General features: G+C 53.9%; 21 protein-coding genes. 11 read left to right on the top strand and 10 right to left on the bottom strand.

The annotated features are described in order from the left end of the window. Positions 1-28: 28 nt before the first annotated feature. The 5 genes from pspB to AC0T7J_RS02240 are packed head-to-tail and all read left to right on the top strand — an operon-like array spanning position 29 to position 3,342. Entirely contained in the window at positions 29-256 is a 228-nt protein-coding gene (gene pspB, locus AC0T7J_RS02260; protein ID WP_473791876.1) for an envelope stress response membrane protein PspB, read from the top strand. After that, positions 253-603 (top strand): envelope stress response membrane protein PspC, encoded by a 351-nt coding sequence (pspC, locus tag AC0T7J_RS02255; protein ID WP_473791874.1) that lies wholly within the window; start codon positions 253-255, stop codon positions 601-603. Before pspB ends, pspC begins: the two co-directional genes overlap by 4 nt. A gap of 54 nt (positions 604-657) precedes the next feature. Then, the gene (pspD, locus tag AC0T7J_RS02250) at positions 658-906 is read left to right on the top strand and encodes a phage shock protein PspD (protein ID WP_473791872.1); all 249 of its coding nucleotides are present in this window, start codon (positions 658-660) and stop codon (positions 904-906) included. Continuing rightward, on the top strand, positions 887-2,284 hold the full coding sequence (locus tag AC0T7J_RS02245) for a YcjX family GTP-binding protein (protein ID WP_008925258.1): 1,398 nt from the start codon (positions 887-889) through the stop codon (positions 2,282-2,284). The genes pspD and AC0T7J_RS02245 overlap by 20 nt, the downstream gene beginning before the upstream one ends. Continuing rightward, positions 2,281-3,342, top strand: a complete 1,062-nt coding sequence (locus AC0T7J_RS02240; RefSeq protein ID WP_473791870.1) for a YcjF family protein — start codon at positions 2,281-2,283, stop codon at positions 3,340-3,342. Before AC0T7J_RS02245 ends, AC0T7J_RS02240 begins: the two co-directional genes overlap by 4 nt. Positions 3,343-3,385: 43 nt before the next feature. Here the strand turns inward: AC0T7J_RS02240 and AC0T7J_RS02235 are convergent, their stop codons facing one another. The 3 genes from AC0T7J_RS02235 to AC0T7J_RS02225 are packed head-to-tail and all read right to left on the bottom strand — an operon-like array spanning position 3,386 to position 6,160. Continuing rightward, positions 3,386-4,804, bottom strand: a complete 1,419-nt coding sequence (locus AC0T7J_RS02235; RefSeq protein WP_473791868.1) for a hypothetical protein — start codon at positions 4,802-4,804, stop codon at positions 3,386-3,388. 49 nt (positions 4,805-4,853) lie between these two features. Next, the gene (locus AC0T7J_RS02230) at positions 4,854-5,804 is read right to left on the bottom strand and encodes a glycosyltransferase family 2 protein (protein ID WP_473791866.1); all 951 of its coding nucleotides are present in this window, start codon (positions 5,802-5,804) and stop codon (positions 4,854-4,856) included. Further along, positions 5,804-6,160, bottom strand: a complete 357-nt coding sequence (locus AC0T7J_RS02225; protein WP_473791864.1) for a GtrA family protein — start codon at positions 6,158-6,160, stop codon at positions 5,804-5,806. Before AC0T7J_RS02225 ends, AC0T7J_RS02230 begins: the two co-directional genes overlap by 1 nt. 229 nt (positions 6,161-6,389) lie before the next feature. On the opposite strand from AC0T7J_RS02225, the gene tyrR reads away from it, so the two are divergent. Then, entirely contained in the window at positions 6,390-7,955 is a 1,566-nt protein-coding gene (tyrR, locus tag AC0T7J_RS02220; protein WP_473791862.1) for a transcriptional regulator TyrR, read from the top strand. Between the two features lie 50 nt (positions 7,956-8,005). On the opposite strand, the gene tpx is transcribed toward tyrR, so the two are convergent. Next, positions 8,006-8,509: a thiol peroxidase gene (tpx, locus tag AC0T7J_RS02215; protein WP_473791860.1), complete on the bottom strand. Its 504-nt coding sequence runs from the start codon at positions 8,507-8,509 to the stop codon at positions 8,006-8,008. Positions 8,510-8,655: 146 nt separating this feature from the next. On the opposite strand from tpx, the gene ycjG reads away from it, so the two are divergent. Then, the gene (ycjG, locus tag AC0T7J_RS02210; RefSeq protein WP_473791859.1) at positions 8,656-9,639 is read left to right on the top strand and encodes an L-Ala-D/L-Glu epimerase; all 984 of its coding nucleotides are present in this window, start codon (positions 8,656-8,658) and stop codon (positions 9,637-9,639) included. On the opposite strand, the gene mpaA is transcribed toward ycjG, so the two are convergent. Then, complete coding sequence (gene mpaA, locus AC0T7J_RS02205; RefSeq protein WP_473791858.1) at positions 9,614-10,321, bottom strand: murein tripeptide amidase MpaA; 708 nt, start codon at positions 10,319-10,321, stop codon at positions 9,614-9,616. The two genes, ycjG and mpaA, sit on opposite strands and share 26 nt — an antisense overlap. Positions 10,322-10,473: 152 nt before the next feature. On the opposite strand from mpaA, the gene AC0T7J_RS02200 reads away from it, so the two are divergent. The 3 genes from AC0T7J_RS02200 (at position 10,474) to ynaL (ending at position 13,645) form a co-directional block, all read left to right on the top strand. Beyond that, positions 10,474-12,093 carry a peptide ABC transporter substrate-binding protein gene (locus AC0T7J_RS02200; RefSeq protein WP_473791857.1) on the top strand — a complete coding sequence of 540 codons (1,620 nt, stop codon included), beginning with the start codon at positions 10,474-10,476 and terminating at the stop codon, positions 12,091-12,093. A gap of 118 nt (positions 12,094-12,211) precedes the next feature. Next, complete coding sequence (gene zntB, locus AC0T7J_RS02195; RefSeq protein ID WP_473791855.1) at positions 12,212-13,195, top strand: zinc transporter ZntB; 984 nt, start codon at positions 12,212-12,214, stop codon at positions 13,193-13,195. 303 nt (positions 13,196-13,498) lie between these two features. Next, on the top strand, positions 13,499-13,645 hold the full coding sequence (gene ynaL, locus AC0T7J_RS02190; protein WP_189327931.1) for a proline-rich small protein YnaL: 147 nt from the start codon (positions 13,499-13,501) through the stop codon (positions 13,643-13,645). 46 nt (positions 13,646-13,691) lie between these two features. Here the strand turns inward: ynaL and ttcA are convergent, their stop codons facing one another. The 4 genes from ttcA to AC0T7J_RS02170 all read right to left on the bottom strand — a co-directional run bounded on the left by ttcA (position 13,692) and on the right by AC0T7J_RS02170 (position 16,925). Then, the gene (gene ttcA / locus AC0T7J_RS02185; RefSeq protein ID WP_473791853.1) at positions 13,692-14,627 is read right to left on the bottom strand and encodes a tRNA 2-thiocytidine(32) synthetase TtcA; all 936 of its coding nucleotides are present in this window, start codon (positions 14,625-14,627) and stop codon (positions 13,692-13,694) included. A 307-nt stretch (positions 14,628-14,934) separates the two neighbouring features. Next, positions 14,935-15,093 carry a hypothetical protein gene (locus AC0T7J_RS02180; protein ID WP_473791851.1) on the bottom strand — a complete coding sequence of 53 codons (159 nt, stop codon included), beginning with the start codon at positions 15,091-15,093 and terminating at the stop codon, positions 14,935-14,937. Between the two features lie 691 nt (positions 15,094-15,784). Beyond that, on the bottom strand, positions 15,785-16,045 hold the full coding sequence (locus AC0T7J_RS02175; RefSeq protein WP_473791849.1) for a hypothetical protein: 261 nt from the start codon (positions 16,043-16,045) through the stop codon (positions 15,785-15,787). Between the two features lie 223 nt (positions 16,046-16,268). Then, positions 16,269-16,925, bottom strand: a complete 657-nt coding sequence (locus AC0T7J_RS02170) for an MgtC/SapB family protein (protein WP_473791847.1) — start codon at positions 16,923-16,925, stop codon at positions 16,269-16,271. A 184-nt stretch (positions 16,926-17,109) separates the two neighbouring features. On the opposite strand from AC0T7J_RS02170, the gene AC0T7J_RS02165 reads away from it, so the two are divergent. Continuing rightward, entirely contained in the window at positions 17,110-17,385 is a 276-nt protein-coding gene (locus AC0T7J_RS02165) for a putative hemolysin (RefSeq protein WP_003853763.1), read from the top strand. 31 nt (positions 17,386-17,416) lie between these two features. On the opposite strand, the gene AC0T7J_RS02160 is transcribed toward AC0T7J_RS02165, so the two are convergent. Next, positions 17,417-18,409: a 2-hydroxyacid dehydrogenase gene (locus tag AC0T7J_RS02160; RefSeq protein WP_473791845.1), complete on the bottom strand. Its 993-nt coding sequence runs from the start codon at positions 18,407-18,409 to the stop codon at positions 17,417-17,419. Positions 18,410-18,466: the final 57 nt, after the last annotated feature.

The following is an 18,466-nucleotide window of genomic DNA, read 5'->3' as shown; positions in this document are numbered from 1 at the left end:
CGTTGCGATAAGTGATTAAGGAGAGTCAATGAGCGCACTTTTTCTCGCCATACCGCTAACGATTTTCGTGCTGTTTGTCGCACCGATCTGGTTATGGTTGCATTACAACGGCAAACGCAACGGCGGTTCGGAACTGTCGCAAGGCGAAATCCAGCGCCTGCAGCGCGTCACCCAGGATGCGCAACGGATGCGCGAACGCATCGACGCGCTGGAAGCGATTCTGGACGCCGAACATCCCAACTGGAGGCAACCATGATGAAAGGCCGCAAGTTGTGGCGCAAGCCTGACGAAGGAAAGTTGATGGGCGTCTGCGCTGGCCTGGCAGAGTATCTCGATATTCCGGTTCGTCTGCTGCGTGTCATCGTGGTGTTATCACTGTTCTTTGGTCTGTTTCTCTTTACGGTGATCGCCTACTTTGTATTGGGTTTTGTGCTGGATGTGAAACCCGCCTCTGCCTCCCGGACTGAGCGCCAGCCCACCGCCAGCGAGTTGCTGGATCAACTGGAGAACGCCCTGCAGCAGGATGAACGCAGTGTGCGTGACGTGGAACGCTATGTAACGTCTGAAACCTTCAGCGTGCGCAGCCGATTCCGCCAGATTTGATTATTCTATCGCCGGGCCGTTTCAGGCCCGTTCGCTTACTCAATGGAGGTGTTGATGTCTTTTTCGCGATCCACTGGTTTTCGTCACCGCGCGGCACCTGCATTGAAGTCGGCCGCCAGATTCATCATTATTAATGCTGTTACCTACGGTCCCGCCGGTGTTACTGGCTGGGCAGTGAAATCGGTAGCGCGTCGCCCCTTACGTCTGCTGCTGGCTGTGGCGCTTGAGCCATTACTGAAACGCGTGATGAACCGGGTGGCATCGCGCTTCATCAGGGAGAAAGATGAAAAGACTGCAAACTGAATTAATGGCGTTAATGAACCGTGGCGTTGATCGCCACCTGCGGCTGGCGGTCACCGGATTAAGCCGCAGCGGTAAAACCGCCTTTATAACCTCACTGGTTAATCAGCTTTTAACGGTTCACAGCGGTGCGCGTTTGCCGCTGTTTTCCGTGGTGCGGGATGAGCGCCTGTTAGGCGTAAAGCGGGTGCCCCAGCGTGATATGGGCACCGCCCGTTTCACCTATGACGAAGGGCTGGCACAGCTATACAGCACCCCGCCTGCCTGGCCCACACCCACCCGCGGCGTCAGCGAAATGCGTCTGGCGCTGCGTTACCGTCCCAATGATTCGCTGCTGCGTCACCTGAAAGAGACCGCGACGCTCTATCTGGAGATTGTCGACTATCCTGGTGAATGGTTGCTGGATCTGCCGATGCTGGCGCAGGATTACCTCGCCTGGTCCCGGCAGATGAACGGTCTGCTTCAGGGCGATCGTGCTGAGTGGGCTAAGCCCTGGCGTACCCTCTGCGAAAAACTTGATCCGCTGGCCCCCGCAGATGAAACCCAACTGGCTGAGATTGCCGCTGCCTGGACCGACTACCTTCATCGCTGTAAATCGGAAGGCTTACACTTTATTCAGCCTGGTCGCTTCGTGCTGCCTGGGGATATGGCAGGCGCGCCCGCGCTGCAGTTCTTCCCCTGGCCGACGGCTGATGAAGCGCAACTCACTAAACTGGCGCAGGCAGACAAGGGCAGTAACTTCAGCATGCTGCAGCAGCGGTTTAACTACTACTGTCAGCATGTGGTAAAAGGCTTCTACAAAAATCACTTCCTGCGTTTTGACCGCCAGATTGTGCTGGTTGACTGCCTGCAGCCATTGAACAGCGGGCCCCAGGCGTTTAACGATATGCGCCTGGCGCTGACGCAGCTGATGCAGAGTTTTCATTACGGTCAGCGAACCCTGTTTCGACGTTTGTTCTCGCCGGTGATCGATAAATTGCTGTTTGCCGCCACCAAGGCGGATCACATCACCAGCGATCAGCACGGCAATATGGTGTCACTGTTGCAGCAGCTGGTGCAGGATGCCTGGCAGAACGCGGCGTTTGAAGGGATCAGCATGGATTGCATCGGGCTGGCGTCGGTACAGGCGACGCAGAGCGGGCTGGTCGATCACCGTGGCGAGAAGATTCCGGCCCTGCGCGGCCATCGGCTGGATGATGGTGAGCCACTCACGGTCTATCCGGGCGAAGTCCCGCCGCGCCTGCCCGGTAATGCTTTCTGGCAGCAGCAGGGTTTTCAGTTTGAACAGTTCCGGCCGCAGCAGCTTGACGTCGATCGTCCGCTGCCACATATCCGCATGGATGCCGCGCTGGAATTTTTATTGGGAGATAAATTGCGATGAATGATCCGCTGAAGCCGCGTATCGATTTTGCCCGTCCGCTGGATGAGAGCAGCACCTCGCCGCTACGCCCGGCGCAGACTTTTGAAGCGGAAGCGCAGGCGGCGTTTCTGGCGGTGCAGGATGAAGAGGTCGCTGTCGAAGAGGAGGGCGCTGGTGAACGGGCGGTAGAAGCGGCGCTGAAACCTAAGCGCAGCCTGTGGCGCAAACTGGTGACCGCTGGCGTGCTGCTGTTTGGCGTCAGCGTGATTGCGCAGGGTGTGCAGTGGACACATGACGCCTGGCTGGCCCGCGACTGGTTTTCGCTGGGCAGCGGCGTGGCGGGTGGTCTGATCGTCCTGGCTGGTGTGGGCACACTGACCACCGAGTGGCGTCGTCTTTATCAGCTGCGTCAGCGCGCCGGGGAGCGGGATGTGGGCCGTGAGTTGCTGCACAGTCATGGCATCGGTAAAGGCCGGGCCTTCTGCGAAAAACTGGCGCAGCAGGCAGAGCTGGATCAGGCGCATCCGGCCCTGCAGCGCTGGCATGCCTCGCTGCACGAAACCCACAATGACAGTGAAATTGTCCGCTTATATGCGCAGCTGGTGCAGCCGGTGCTGGATCGGCAGGCGCGGCGCGAAATCAGCCGTCATGCTGCTGAAGCCACGCTGATGATTGCGGTCAGCCCGCTGGCGCTGGTGGATATGGCGTTTATCGCCTGGCGTAATCTGCGGCTGGTCAATCGCATCGCGGCTATTTACGGCATTGAGCTGGGCTACTTCAGCCGCATCCGGCTGTTCCGACTGGTGCTGCTCAACATGGCCTTTGCCGGGGCTTCCGAACTGGTGCGGGAAGTGGGTATGGACTGGATGTCGCAGGATATCGCCGCCCGGCTTTCCACGCGCGCCGCGCAGGGCATTGGCGCGGGTTTGCTGACCGCAAGGCTGGGCATCAAAGCGATGGAGCTGTGCCGTCCACTGCCGTGGCTGGAGCAGGATAAGCCACGGCTCGGCGATTTCCGTCGTGAGCTGCTGGGCCAGTTAAAAGAGGCGCTGCAGAAGGGCGGCAATAAGTCAGCCTGACGCTCTCGTGACAAATTAAAGGCGGCATTGCCGCCTTTATTCATTAGTGTGCCTGACGCAGCACCTGTCGGGAGTCGATGACCAGACACTCACCCGGACAGCCCGACTCATCAGTGATCACCGGATCCGCTGGCAGCGTGTAGGCCATCCCATTTTTCTCCCTGATAAAATGCGCCATCCCGCCGAATGTCCATGACATGCTTAACCCCAGTCCGCCGAAGTCGTCATATTTTCTTAACGTCGCAACTTTCGGCAGATACTCGCCGGTCAGCCGATAATAGAGCGCACCCTGAAAATCTTTAGGTACCTGCTGAGTGATTGCCTGCTCAAGCAGGGCAAATTCTTTGCGGGCGGGTACCGAGTAGCCATTAATCAGGTGACTGATCGACAGCGAGGCGGCAGCGATCACCAGCAGGGCATAAAAGGCATTTTTCCATTTTAACTTTTTGCTGATTTCAAACAGGCCCAAAATAAACGCGCTGGTGGTGAGCAGCGCACCGGCAATCAGGGTCCGGTAGGCCGCCATACTTTCACTGACGATAAGATTAGGCAGCGCGGCAATCAGCAGTAAGATAAACATCAGATAAAATTTGTCATTGCCCGCTGCTTTAATTTTCTTCAATCCAAAACCAATGATGACGGATGAGATTATCACCGACACCGTTTTAGCGCCGAGGTCAAAATTACAGATAACGTTCTTAAGGTATTCGCTGAAAAACCATTTCAGCTTAACCGGGACGTCGTAGCTGAACGCGGAACGCGGCAGTGAATGGCCATAAAGCTGGACGGGCAGGACCTTCGAGGCAATGAGTGCTGCGAACATTCCTGCGCCCAGCACCATCAGAGAGATTACCGCACGCTTCTTATCGATTTTCCGCTCTGAAAGGCACAAATCCAGTGCGGCAAAGAAGGTGAAGGTCATCGCGGCCGGTTGATAAAGACAGAAGGCAATGGTCAGCAGGCAGACCGCTATAATGCGTCCTGTAATGCCCGGTTTTATCGAGAAGCGGTAGCTGGCACCTGCCAGCAGAATTGCAGCGATATAGGGAAAGCAGGATGCCCATGCAATATAAACCTGGAATGAGGGCAGCAGGCAAAGCAATAACGCAAAGGTGATCCGCTGAGCCTGGTTCTCCAGCAGCGCATATTTCTCACACAGGGTATAGATGTAGTTTCCGGTAAAGATGAGCAGAACAATTGCGACACAACGCAGCAGCGCCAGGCGTTCGACGCTCTCCACCAGAAAAGAGGCGCTGTACTGAATAATGCCATATACCGGCCTGCCGGATAACGTGTCCCAGTTTAAAATACTCAGCTTGTCAAAGTTAGCCCAGTAGAGGTTCGTCCAGTCATCGGTATAGGCGTAAAGGGTTAAATAAGCGGGACTGTATGCAATCAGAAAAACTACTACAAAAAGCAAAAAGACCTGACGGCGGGTCAGTCCGGTATCAGTGGCTATCATCAGTCATCCTTTTTAATCTGGCCATCTTCTCTGCCCCTGAACGGGCAATTTAATCGGTGTTCTGAGGTGAGTTGATTTTTGTCGGCGCGGATTTTCGCAAAATATAGCGAGGCCGGTTTTTGGTTTCCATATAAATGCGACCAATATATTCACCCAACACGCCAATGCCAATAAGCTGCACGCCACCAAGAAACAGCACGGAAACCAGGATAGAGGGGTAGCCTGGTACAGGGTTACCGAACAGCAATTTATCTACGATCATCCAGAGTCCATACAGGAAGGCTAGCGAGGCGACCAGGAAGCCCAGATAGGACCAGATGCGCAGTGGAACGGTAGAAAATGAGGTCAGCCCCTCCAGCGCAAGATTCCACAGCTTCCAGCCGCCGAATTTGCTGTGGCCCGCGATCCGCTCAGTACGCACATATTCCACGATATCAGTCTTTCCGCCGACCCAGCTCAGAATCCCCTTCATAAAGAGATTCTTCTCGGGCAGCAGCTTAATGTTTTCGACGACTTCACGCGACATTAGCCGGAAATCACCGACGTTCTCCTCTATCTGCGGATGACTGATACTGTTATGCAGTTTGTAAAACCAGCGAGCGGTTTTGCGTTTGAGGTGGCCATCGGCACGTCTGTCAATCCGTTTGGCCAGAACGATATCAGCACCCGCCTCCCACTTGCTGATCATCTCGGGAATAATAGCAATCGGATCCTGCAAATCCACATCTATCGGGATAACGGCATCGCCGGTTGCAGCTTCCAGTCCGGCAAACAGCGCGGGTTCTTTGCCGAAATTACGAATAAATGACAGGCTGCGCACCAGCGGATCGCTCTGGCTTAGTTGGGTAATCAGTGTATATGTTGCGTCTGTACTGCCATCATCGATAAAAACAATCTCAACCTGCCAGGCTGCCAGCGCTTCGTATTTTCTGACCGCTTGATAAAAAAGAGGGATCGCCTCCTCTTCATTAAATACCGGTACCACCAGAGAGATTTTCATTATTCTCCTTTAAATACGATAAAGCGGGAAAAAAGAAAGCCACACGCCAGACTGATAGCTGATGAGGTAATCAGCGTAATAATCGGATAGAGGCCGATCCGATCAGCCAGATCACCTACGGTGAATGCCATCGCGCCCATGAAAGCGACGTAAAGGATATAACGCCAGGCTGTTGCCTGCTGTTTAAAAGTCCAGCGCGCATTAACAAAGAAAGAGAAGGTAACGGCCAGGCAAAAAGCAATCAGGTTAGCGGTCGACTGGAACATCCCCTGGCTGAGGCAGATAAAAAATGTCACCCAATGAATCAGGGTAGTAAACAGACCCACAGTCAGGTATTTTGCGAAGAAAGTCAGCATTTTATAATCATTTCTAATCAGTTGAGCAAAATATACAGCAATCAGCCAGTAATCAACAGCCTGGTGCTGACAAAGGCTGACAATCAGTAGCGGTTCGACGCATCCAGCAGGGCAGTACAAAAGTCCGCCACACGCGCCTGGCCTGTCAACTTTTCCTGACAGATCCCTTTCTGCAGGTGCGCCAGATAGCGTATTATTGTCTAATCTGAACCTGATTAAGGCGAACGCAATGCGTCTGGAAGTGTTCTGTCAGGACCGACTCGGTCTGACGCGTGAACTGCTCGATCTGCTGGTGGCACGCAACATTGATTTACGCGGTATCGAAATCACGGCGCTGGGCCGCATCTACCTGAACTTTTCTGCACTGGAATTTGACGCCTTCAGTAATCTGATGGCTGAAATCCGGCGTACACCTGGCGTAACAGATGTGCGCACGGTAACGTACATGCCTTCGGAAAGGGAGCATCGTGCGCTCAGTGCGCTGCTGGTGGCGATGCCGGATCCGGTTTTTTCCATCGATCTGAAAAGCAAAGTCGAACTGGCTAATCCGGCCGCACAGAACCTGTTTAATCTTGATGAAGAGAAGATACGCAATTTCAGCGCCGGTAACCTGATCAACGGCTTCAACTTCATGCGCTGGCTGGAGAGCGATCGGGTTGAAGCGCAGGCGCAGCATGTGGTTATTGAGGGACGCGATTTTCTGATGGAAGCGCGTCCTATTTACCTGCCGGGCGAAGAGGGCCAGGACGACAGGCCGGTGGGGGCAATGGTGATGCTGAAGTCGACTGCCCGCATGGGCCGTCAGTTGCAGAATCTGGTGGTCACCGACGAATCGGAGTTTGACCATATTATCGCTGTCACGCCGAAGATGCGGCAGGTGGTGGATCAGGCGCGTAAACTGGCGATGCTCGATGCGCCCTTACTGATCGTTGGCGACACCGGCACCGGAAAAGATATGCTGGCACGCGCCTGCCATCTGCGCAGTGCCCGCGGGAAAAATCCCTTCCTGGCACTGAACTGTGCCTCTCTGCCCGACGACGTAGCCGAAAGCGAGCTGTTTGGTCATGCCGCCGGAGCCTATCCGAATGCGCTGGAAGGCAAGAAAGGCTTTTTTGAGCAGGCTAACGGCGGCTCTGTGCTACTGGATGAAATTGGTGAGATGTCGCCGAGAATGCAGACCAAGCTGCTGCGTTTTCTCAATGATGGCACCTTCCGCCGCGTCGGTGAAGAGCATGAAGTGCATGTCAATGTGCGGGTGATCTGCGCTACGCAAAAGAACCTGATTGAACTGGTGCAGCGCGGGGAGTTTCGTGAGGATCTCTTTTACCGGCTCAATGTACTGACGCTGCAACTGCCGCCTCTGCGCGATCGTCCGCAGGATATTCTGCCGCTGACCGAGATGTTTGTTGCCCGCTTTGCAGATGAACAGGGGATGGCGCGTCCGCGACTCTCGCCGCAACTCAACGCTTTTCTGACCCGCTATGCCTGGCCTGGCAACGTGCGTCAGCTGAAAAATGCGCTTTATCGGGCATTAACCCAACTGGAAGGTTACGAACTGCGTCCGCAGGATATCGTGTTGCCTGAACAGGCTCTGGATGTGTCACTGGGCGATGAGGCGATGGAAGGGACGCTGGATCAGATTACCAGCCGTTTCGAACGGTCGATTCTGACGCGACTCTATCTCTCCTATCCCAGCACCCGCAAACTGGCGAAACGGCTTGGTGTGTCGCATACGGCGATCGCCAATAAGCTGCGGGAATATGGTCTGGGGCAGAAGCGCACCGAAAGCGAATAAACGACAGACAGAAGATGAAAAGCGGATAACCTGGTTATCCGCTTTTTTTATTACTTCAGTGCGGCCAGCGCAGCGTCATAATCAGGCTCAGTGGTGATTTCATCGACTAACTGGCTGTAGATCACTTTATCGTTCTCATCCAGCACAATGACGGCACGTGCGGTCAGGCCTTCCAGCGCACCATCGGCAATTTCCACGCCATAATCATATTTAAACTCTGAGCCGCGCAGCGTCGACAACGTCACCACATTGCTCAGATTTTCTGCGCCACAGAAGCGCGACTGAGCAAACGGCAGATCGGCAGAGATGCATAACACCACGGCGTTATTCAGCTCGCTCGCGGCCTGATTGAACTTGCGCACCGATGAAGCACAGACACCGGTATCAACGCTGGGGAAAATGTTCAGAATTTTGCGTTTTCCTGCATACTCAGAGAGTGAGACGTTGACCAGGTTTTTAGCGACCAGTGTGAAAGCTTTGGCTTTATCGCCAGCCTGAGGAAACTGACCAGCAACTGGTACGGCGTTACCCTGAAAATGAACAGTCTGAGACATAGTGATTCCTTTTGATGATAAAGAAGATCTGACACAAAACGGCTAAAGATAGCCGTTGTTTATGACATAAATGTTAAGGGTTTACGAGTTCAATTGTGGAATTTAACGTGGCGGTCTGCCACTGCGTCACACATTGTGGAGTGGAAATGAGAACGGTAAAAAGTTATCCCGAAGCCTGGCCGTTGCATACGCCGTTTGTCATTGCCCGTGGAACCCGGACTGAAGTCAAAGTGGTGGTGATTGAAATTGAGGAAGACGGCGTAAAAGGCGTTGGCGAAGCGACGCCTTATGCGCGCTATGGTGAAAGCGAGGCGTCGGTACTGGCGCAAATCGCCACGCTGCTGCCCGCGCTGCAACAGGGCATGACGCGCGAGGCGTTACAACAGGCGCTGCCCGCCGGGGCTGCGCGCAACGCCATTGACAGCGCACTGTGGGATCTCGCCACACACCAGCAGCAGAGCAGCCTCTGGCAGCTTAGTGGCGTAACCGCACCTGAGGATGTAGTGACCGCGCAGACCGTCAGCATTGATACCCCCGAGGCGATGGCCAGCAGCGCGCTGGCGCTGTGGCAGCATGGGGCAACCCTGTTGAAGATTAAGCTGGATAATAATTTCATTACCGAACGGCTGATGGCGATCCGCGCCGCCGTGCCGGACGCGACCCTGATTGTGGATGCCAATGAATCCTGGCACGCCGAAGGGCTGGCCGCTCGCTGTCAGCTGCTGGCAGACATCAATGTGGCGATGCTGGAACAGCCCCTGCCAGCGGGTGAGGACGCGGCACTGGAGAACTTTATCCATCCATTACCCATTTGCGCCGATGAGAGCTGTCACACCCGCGAAAGTCTGACGTCGCTGCGAGGCCGATATGAGATGGTCAACATCAAGCTGGATAAAGCGGGCGGGCTGACCGAGGCGCTGGCGCTGGCCGATGCGGCTCAGCAGCAGGGGTTTACGGTCATGCTCGGCTGCATGCTCTGCACCTCGCGGGCGATACGCGCCGCACTGCCGCTGGTACCGCAGACCCGCTTTGCCGATCTCGACGGGCCGACCTGGCTGGCGGTGGATGCAGAACCGGCGATTAACGTGCGCAACGGTCAGCTGATCATTGCTGCCAGCGCAGCAGATTAACCATCATCTCCAGGTAGGTTTCAGTGGCTTCATCCACTGAAATCACCGGCATTTCAGCGGTCACGCAGGGCAGACTGAGATCTTTACACCAGCTGCCGAATGAGCCTGGCGTGTCATAACCGACGCTGCTCACCCGCGGCAGGCCGGTGTGACTGGCCAGCCAGCCACCAATCCCGGCCTGATGCGGGTCGTCAATACAGCCCAGCGGTTCATGCCATGAGACGATCCAGCAGGGTTTCAACTGATGAATCAGCGCACAGAGCGCCTGGGTTTCAGGCTCAGAAGCGGGATGAGTCCCGGTCGAGAGCGCCACATCGCGCGCATCGGCAGCGCTGTTCCAGCGATACACCGTCTCGCCTGACTGCCAGTTGGCCGCCGGAAAGTTGCGGTTGAGATCGACGCCGTTTGCGTTCGCGCGCAGGCCGAGCTGACAGCCATCAGGATTCACCGCCAATACCACGTGGTGCCGCCGCATTCCATCGGGCAGCGTCCGTAATGCGGCGGAAAGTGTCGCGATAGCCGCATTCTCATCACCGTGAGTACCCGCCAGAATCAGACCGCTGTCAGAATCGCCCAGCGGCGCCGGAAACCAGAGCAGGGGCGCACCCAGCACTGAGCGGCCATATTGCTGGTAAGGAACGTCCAGTTTGCCGCGCAGGGGACGTGGATGGAGTGGCGACATAATTAATTCCTCAAAGGGTTTTACTAAAAGTAGCGGAAAAGCCGTGTGCGGAAAATAGCTATTTGTCTGTCAGTCATTTGCGCTAAAGTGCCCTGCACAAGTTGCATCGGCAACAGACTGATGCAGCGCTTCTTTGGGGTAAAGGAGTGATAATGGTCAAGACCTTTCGCATGACGCTGGCAGCAATCAGCCTGAGCAGCATCATCACACCCGCCATCGCGGCGAATCCACCCGCAGGCGCACAGCTGGCTGAACAGCAGCAGATCGTTCGCCATATTAAAGATGAACCCGCTTCGCTCGATCCGCTTAAAGCGGTAGGGCTGCCTGAAATTCAGGTTATTCGCGATCTGTTTGAAGGGCTGACCAATCAGGATGCGCAGGGCAAAATCGTGCCAGGCGTTGCCCAGAGCTGGAGCAGCAGCGATAACAAAACCTGGGTTTTCACGCTGCGTAACAACGCGCGCTGGTCGAACGGTGAGCCGGTCACCGCGCAGGATTTTGTCTACAGCTGGCAGCGCCTGGTCGATCCGAAAAACAGTTCAGCATTTGCCTGGTTTGCGGGCTTAAGCGGCATTGAAAATGCGGCAGCCATTACCAAAGGCGAAATGACACCCGATAAGCTGGGTGTGGTCGCTCAGAGTAAAAACCAACTGATGGTGACGCTGGACCGTCCGGTGCCGTGGTTCCCGGCGCTGGTGGCTAACGTGGCGCTTTTCCCGGTGCCGCAGAAAATCATTGCGCAACAGGGTGACAGCTGGACGGCACCCGGCAAACTGGTGGGCAACGGAGCCTATCAGCTCAGCGAGCGGGTGGTGAACGAAAAAATCGTGCTGACACGTAATTCTCACTACTGGGATGATGCGCATTCGGTGCTGACAAAAGTGACCTTTCTGCCCATTAATGAAGAGTCGAGCGCCACTAAACGTTATCGTTCCAACGATATTGATATCACCGAATCCTTCCCTAAAAACATGTATGCGCTCCTGAAGAAAACTCTGCCCGGAGAGGTCTACACACCTGACCAGTTAGGCACCTATTACTACGCGTTTAACACGCAGAAAGGGCCGACGGCCGATGTGCGGGTTCGCAAAGCGCTCTCCTGGTCTATCGACCGGAAAGTGATTGCTGAAAAAGTGCTGGGCACCGGGGAAAAACCGGCGTTTCACTTCACGCCCGACGTCACTGCAGGCTTTAAGCCGCTGCCTTCATTCTTACAACAGCATGATCAGAACAGCCTGAACGCGCAGGCCAAATCGCTGCTTGCTGCTGCCGGTTATGGTCCCGGGAAGCCGCTGAAACTCAAACTGCTTTACAACACATCCGAGAGCCATCAGAAAATTGCGATTGCTGTGGCCTCGATGTGGAAAAAGAACCTCGGTGTGGATGTCACGCTGGAGAATCAGGAGTGGAAAACCTACATCGACAGTCGTAACAGCGGAAACTTCGATGTTATCCGTGCCTCGTGGGTCGGTGACTATAATGAGCCCTCCACCTTCCTGAATCTGCTGACGTCGGGCAACAGCAGCAACATCGCGCGCTTCAGCAATGCCGATTATGATGCAGTTATCGCCAAAGCCAGCCGCGAGACCAGCGATCAGGCCCGCAACAGTGATTACAATCGTGCCGAGCAAATTCTGGCAGATCAGGCTCCCATCGCCCCGATCTACCAGTACACCAATGGTCGCCTGATCAAACCCTGGGTCAAAGGCTATCCCATCACCAACCCTGAAGATGTCGCCTATAGCCGCGAACTCTGGATTGAAAAACACTAACCCTGTGATGGCCGGTCTGCCGGCCACCTGCTGACATCTTTCTACACAGCCCGGAGATTGCAACTCAACGCCATCACGCTAGACTGTATCGTATTGATTTTAGTAGTGAGGAGACGGTGTGGACGTAATTCAGGGAAAAGCTTTACAGGTTTCTGATGCCATAATTTCCTGCCAGCTGGATGGCAAGGGTGGGATGATCCCGATTGCTGAAGATGAAGTCATCCAGTGTGAGCAGCCTTGCTGGCTGCATCTGAACTATACCCACCGTAAGAGCGCGGAATGGCTGCAGTCAACGCCACAGATCCCGGATACTGTGCGTGACGCCCTGGCGGGTGACAGCATGCGTCCCCGCGTCAGCCGGCTGGGCGACGGCTTTATGATCGTGCTGCGCAGCGTCAACCACAACAGCGATGCGCGCCGCGATCAATTGGTGGTGATGCGGATGTTCATCAACGATAAGCTCATCGTCTCGACCCGGCGACGTAAAGTCTCTGCTGTCGATGAAGTGCTCACGGATTTGCAAAACGGTAACGGCCCGATTGACTGCGGCAGCTGGCTGGTCGATATCTGTGATGCCCTGACCGATCACACCAGCGAGTTTATCGAAGATTTACATGACAAAATCATTGAGCTGGAAGATGCGCTGCTTGACCAGCGGATGCCAGCACGAGGTGAGCTCGGTCTGCTGCGCAAACAGCTGATTGTGATGCGGCGGTATATGGCACCGCAGCGTGATGTTTATGCCCGGCTGGCCAGTGAAAAACTGGCCTGGATGGATGACAGCGAACGGCGTCGGATGCAGGAAATCGCCGACCGACTGGGACGCGGGCTGGATGATCTGGATGCGGGAGTCGCGCGAACTGCGATTCTGGCTGACGAAGTCGCCTCGGCGATGGCGGAATCGATGAACCGCCGCACCTATACCATGTCACTGATGGCGATGATTTTTCTGCCAGCCACGTTCCTGACCGGCCTGTTTGGCGTCAACCTGGGCGGTATTCCGGGGGGGGAATGGCGATACGGCTTCTCTATCTTCTGTCTGTTGCTGGTGGCCCTGGCCGTCGGGGTTGCGGGCTACCTGCGCAAACGGCGCTGGCTCTAGCGCAGACTGCGTTACGCGCAGCGCATCAGTTATCTGCGCTGAAAACCCAGTAAAGGACGCAAAAGCTGATCGACATCAAGAACCCATTGTCCCCGCTGAAGCAAACTCTCTCCCGCAGGTGAATGCAACGTCAAGCGATGGGCGTTGCGCTCCATATTGTCTTACTTCCTGATTTAGAATTAATGCATAGCACATTTAATTCGAAACATGCCGGCCAGTGTGCCGGCTTTTTTTTTGCCCGCCTGGCTGTAGCGCCGTTCCTTATCTAGACTTAAAGTCCATTCGCAAGAAAAGGAGTACGGCATGAGCGCGATTTTTAACAGCGAGCCGATCCCCACGGATCCGACCCCGATTCCTGAGCCGATTCCCCAGCCACAACCCCAGCCTGATCCGCCGACAGATCCGGAATTTCCGCCGATAATGGATCCACCACCGCACCGCAACATATAAAAAAAGGGCGTGCTGCCAGCAGCACGCCCTTAATCTTTTCCAGCACTTATTTAATCTGAATCACATCCAGACGCGCGCTGGTATCCGGGGCATCCTCTTCATCAGCCCGCCAGCCAACAGGCTGCAGCGGCAGAGATTCCCTGTCAAAGGCGAGATCCCCGCCGTCAATTACCGCATCGCCATGCTTAATGCCTTTAAAATCGAACAGGTTGATATCTGCCATATGTGAAGGCACCACATTCTGCATCGCGCTGAACATGGTTTCGATACGGCCAGGATAGCGCTTATCCCAGTCTCGCAGCATATCGGCCACCACCTGACGCTGCAGGTTCGGCTGAGAACCGCAGAGGTTGCACGGGATAATCGGGAACTGACGCGCTTCTGAAAAGCGGATGATATCTTTCTCGCGGCAGTAAGCCAGCGGACGGATCACAATCTGCTTGCCATCGTCGCTCATCAGCTTTGGCGGCATGCCTTTCATTTTGCCGCCGTAAAACATGTTCAGGAACAGCGTCTGCAGAATGTCATCGCGATGGTGGCCCAGCGCAATTTTAGTACAGCCCAGCTCAGTCGCAACGCGATAGAGGATGCCACGGCGTAAACGTGAGCAGAGTGAGCAGGTGGTTTTGCCTTCCGGGATCTTATCTTTGACGATGGAGTAGGTATCTTCTTCGATAATCCGATACTCAACGCCCTGCGACTCAAGATATTCCGGCAGGATATGCTCAGGGAAGCCCGGCTGTTTCTGGTCGAGGTTAACGGCAATCAGACTGAAGTTAACCGGCGCGCTTTTTTGCAGACTGCGCAAAATTTCCAGCATGGTGTAGCTGTCTTTGCCGCCCGACAGGCAGACCATGATGCGGTCGCCTTCTTCAATCATATTAAAATCTGCAATGGCTTCGCCGACGTTACGACGCAGACGTTTTTGCAGTTTATTGAGGTTGTACTGTTCTTTCTTGTCAACCGTTTGATTATCTTGCATTTTCACCTATCTCAAAAACCAGAAAGCGTAGCCGAACAGCAAATTGCTGCGCGCGTTCAGCCAGACACTTCACTGCGGTGTCACGAATATGCAGCGTATGGTACGGATTGTTGACGCGAATGCCAGTACTGGAGTGAAGTAATCAGCGGATAGCTGTGCGGGACATCCGGCAGACTGTGCCCGTTAAGGGGTACAGCGCCGGAAAGTGATACCGCTGTCTCCGTGACAGGAAGAGGGCAAACCTTACCAGGCCATTGCTAAAACCCTGTGGGCTCAGGTAACACGGATAGCGTTCAGCTGTGTGATGTCAGCTGGCAGGAACATCTTTCCACTGACAGTCGATTTCATCATTGTGCATCGAACAGGATGGCGGTGATGTCCGGAAAGCATCAGCCCGTGCATTATCTTTTTTCGCCGCACAACCTGCGGTCATAAAAATGACAGAAATTATTAAAAGAAATTTCATCAGCGCTACCATTGAGTAAAAAAAACAGCATGCGCCGTTATCAGTCAATCACACATAAATGCAATTTATTTTGTTCTCAATGGATTTGACCCAAATCAAATTCAGGTCTTTTCTATACTTTCAGCAGGGGATTGTAATATTTTATGGCCCGCTGCTTATTTTAACGGTCAGAGTCTTAAAAGCGATATTCGTTGAATAAGCGTTGATCATACTGGTTTATAATATCGGTTGGTGCAGGTGAAACACATTCGCTTTTTCACAACGTCGTTAAATGATCGTTGTTTTTATATGTTGCTGTTATTCTGGCACAGCCTATTACTCTGTCAGGCGGCTTGGCAGGCGTTAAGCTTTTAAAATCAGTAAGCTGAGAAAAAAATGCTTGAGATTTCTATTCAGGCGGATTAATCTGATGTGTCAGGCGTTGAGTCAATCGTTCCGCACATTTAATCAATAAGTCTGCTGATGAATACCGTAAATTTCTGACATTGTATATGAAAAAAATCCTGAAATAACTGTTAAGGTCTATGAGCGATTCGGATAATACACAGAATATAAAAAAACAGGGCATCAGATTTATCATTACGCTGATACTCTTTTTACTCTGCTATGTTGCAGTTATGTATTGCGGCATTTTACTGCTGGTAAACCGACACGGTCTATTGCATTTTCTGCTGCACTGAATTTATTATCGCTAGCCGCAGGCTTTAAAAATCCAGCGATAAGCATGATGTAAAAAATGTCTGAGTACATCCAGGAAACTTTCAGCGCCTTCCTCCACAAGACACTGTCCTGTCTCAAGCGCATTATTCATAGAGTTACGATGATCGAGGATCATCATAATGGCCAGCGCGCTCGCAATCAGCGTAAAAATAAGCATGCTCAATGCTGGCCGGCTACATTTACGTTCAGAAGCGGGCAGCGTATCGTCAGGATGGTCAGAGTTTTGGCGCATTTTTCCCCGGGTAAATTATTACGCTAATAAACAATAACGGATTATGGCATTAATTCCCGGCGAGCTCTATGTCTCAGGTCAGGCTGCATGATTTTCTGTTTCTGAAATGAGAGGAATTTGCGTCAGGAGGGCAGAAGGCGGTGAGTGCTGATAACCGCCTTCTGCAAAGCTCTGGCGCTGACCTGTCTGTATTAAGCAGGAATGGTCTTTGTGGGGAGATAATTTACATCATCTCCAGCGACTGGACGCCTTTTATCTCCATGACCTTATCATAGAGGTGAGCATCATTTGATTTTCGGGACAGCGTCACCTGAACGCTGAGTTCACACAGACCGCTCTCCTCATCCCGATTAATCACCGTCACATTGCCGTAGCGAATGCCTTCCCGCTGCATGACCAGCAGCACCAGCGGCACGCTTTTGGGCTTAAGGAAAACCAGCAGCGTATGGTGTTTGCCGATGAGAAAATGGCTCAGGCGGCGGAAGACTTCCAGCACCACCAGCGCCAGCACCGTGCCATAAATGCCAATCTCATACATGCCGCTGCCGATGACCAGACCAATGGCTGCAGTTACCCATAAGCCTGCAGCTGTGGTTAACCCTTTCACCACCTGCTTCTGAATCATAATGGTGCCTGCGCCAAGGAAGCCCATGCCGCTGACTACCTGGGCTGCAATACGGCTGGGATCCAGTGCTACATGGTCGTTGTTGAGCATGTCGGCGAAGCCATATTTGGAAACCAGCATGAACATAGCACTGCCGATACCGACCAGAATATGGGTACGCAGTCCCGCTTCTTTGGCCCGCATCTGGCGCTCCATGCCGATCAGGCCGCCGAGAATACCGGCCAGCGCAATGCGAATTAACATATCCATTAACATGGCTTTACTCCGAATGAATAGGGGCCGAAAAAGGGTGACAGTTCAGCGATAACAGGTAAACAAGATAATTCTGCTTGCAAATGACGCCGGAGAATTTTGTAAAAAGCTGTTTCACCTCTCGACCCCTTGTGCTGCCTGACATATGCTGAGCCAGCCTTTTCCCCCAATTCCCGGAGTCCGACTGATGAAAGCAGCCACCTTTTTGCTGGCCGGTGCCGCGTTATTACTCTCTGCCTGCAGCAGCAACAGTGATGATAACGAGCCACCGCAACAAGCCACCGCCGCCCACATTCAGCCACGGGTGGTGATGTCTTCCCTGGCAGAAAGCACCTGTTCAAATGCGGGGGGAACGCTGGCATTTTCGCATCAGCTGGATGGCTCGAGAGTGGGGATGTGTCAGTTAGTGAATGGCCGTCGCTGTGATGAGCAGGCGTTAATTGGCGGGAATTGCGCGCGCTGATAGACAGGCCGGATTGCTCCGGCCCGCACAGTCAGGCAGAGAGCCGGTTCGGGCAGTCTTCACCCCGGTCGAGCTGACTGAGATTATTCAGTGTCGTTTCAGAAATGGCGGTCAGCGCTTCGGCAGTTAAAAACGCCTGATGGCCGGTAAACAACACGTTGTGGCACGCCGACAGACGGCGGAATACATCGTCCTGAATCACATCATTCGACTTATCTTCAAAGAACAAGTCACGTTCATTTTCATAAACATCCATGCCGAGCGCGCCAATTTTCTGCTGTTTCAGCGCGTCAATCGCCGCCTGTGAATCAATCAGGCCACCACGACTGGTGTTGATAATCATTACGCCATCACGCATCTGTTTAAACGCCTCGGCGTTGAGCAGATGATGATTCTCCGGCGTCAGCGGACAGTGCAGCGTAATGACGTGGGATTCAGCAAACAGCGTCTTCAGATCGACATATTCCGCGCCCAGTTCCAGCGCCTGCTCACTCGGGTAGGGATCATACGCCAGCAGCCGCATACCAAAACCTTTCAGAATGCGCATCGTCGCAATCCCGATTTTACCGGTACCGATAACACCCGCGGTTTTGTTATGCATGTTGAAGCCGGTGAGACCATCAAGCGAAAAGTTCGCGTCGCGGGTACGCTGATAAGCACGATGAATACGCCGGTTCAGGGTCATCATCAGGCCGATAGTATGTTCCGCGACCGCTTCCGGTGAATAGGCCGGAACCCGCACGACCTCCAGCCCCAGCTCTTTTGCAGCAGCCAGATCGACATTGTTGAAACCGGCACAGCGCAGCGCAATATATTTCACACCCAGTTCGGCCAGCTCCTCCAGTACCGGACGGCTGCCGTCATCGTTTACAAAGATACAGACGGCATCGCAACCCACAGCGGTTTTGGCCGTGCTTTCAGAGAGTAAAAAGTCATAAAACATCAGCTCAAAGCCGAACTGCTGATTGACCTGCTCAAGGTATTTCTGATCGTAATGCTTGGTGCTGTAAACCGCGATTTTCATCGTTGTGCTCCTGCAGAGGTGATAGACCAAGGATAACGTTTTCTGACTGACTTTGCT

This window comes from Pantoea sp. E956-1 (genome assembly GCF_982223955.1).
The sequence above is the reverse complement of the archived record's forward strand: the minus strand, read 5'-3'. Positions and strand labels throughout refer to the sequence as shown.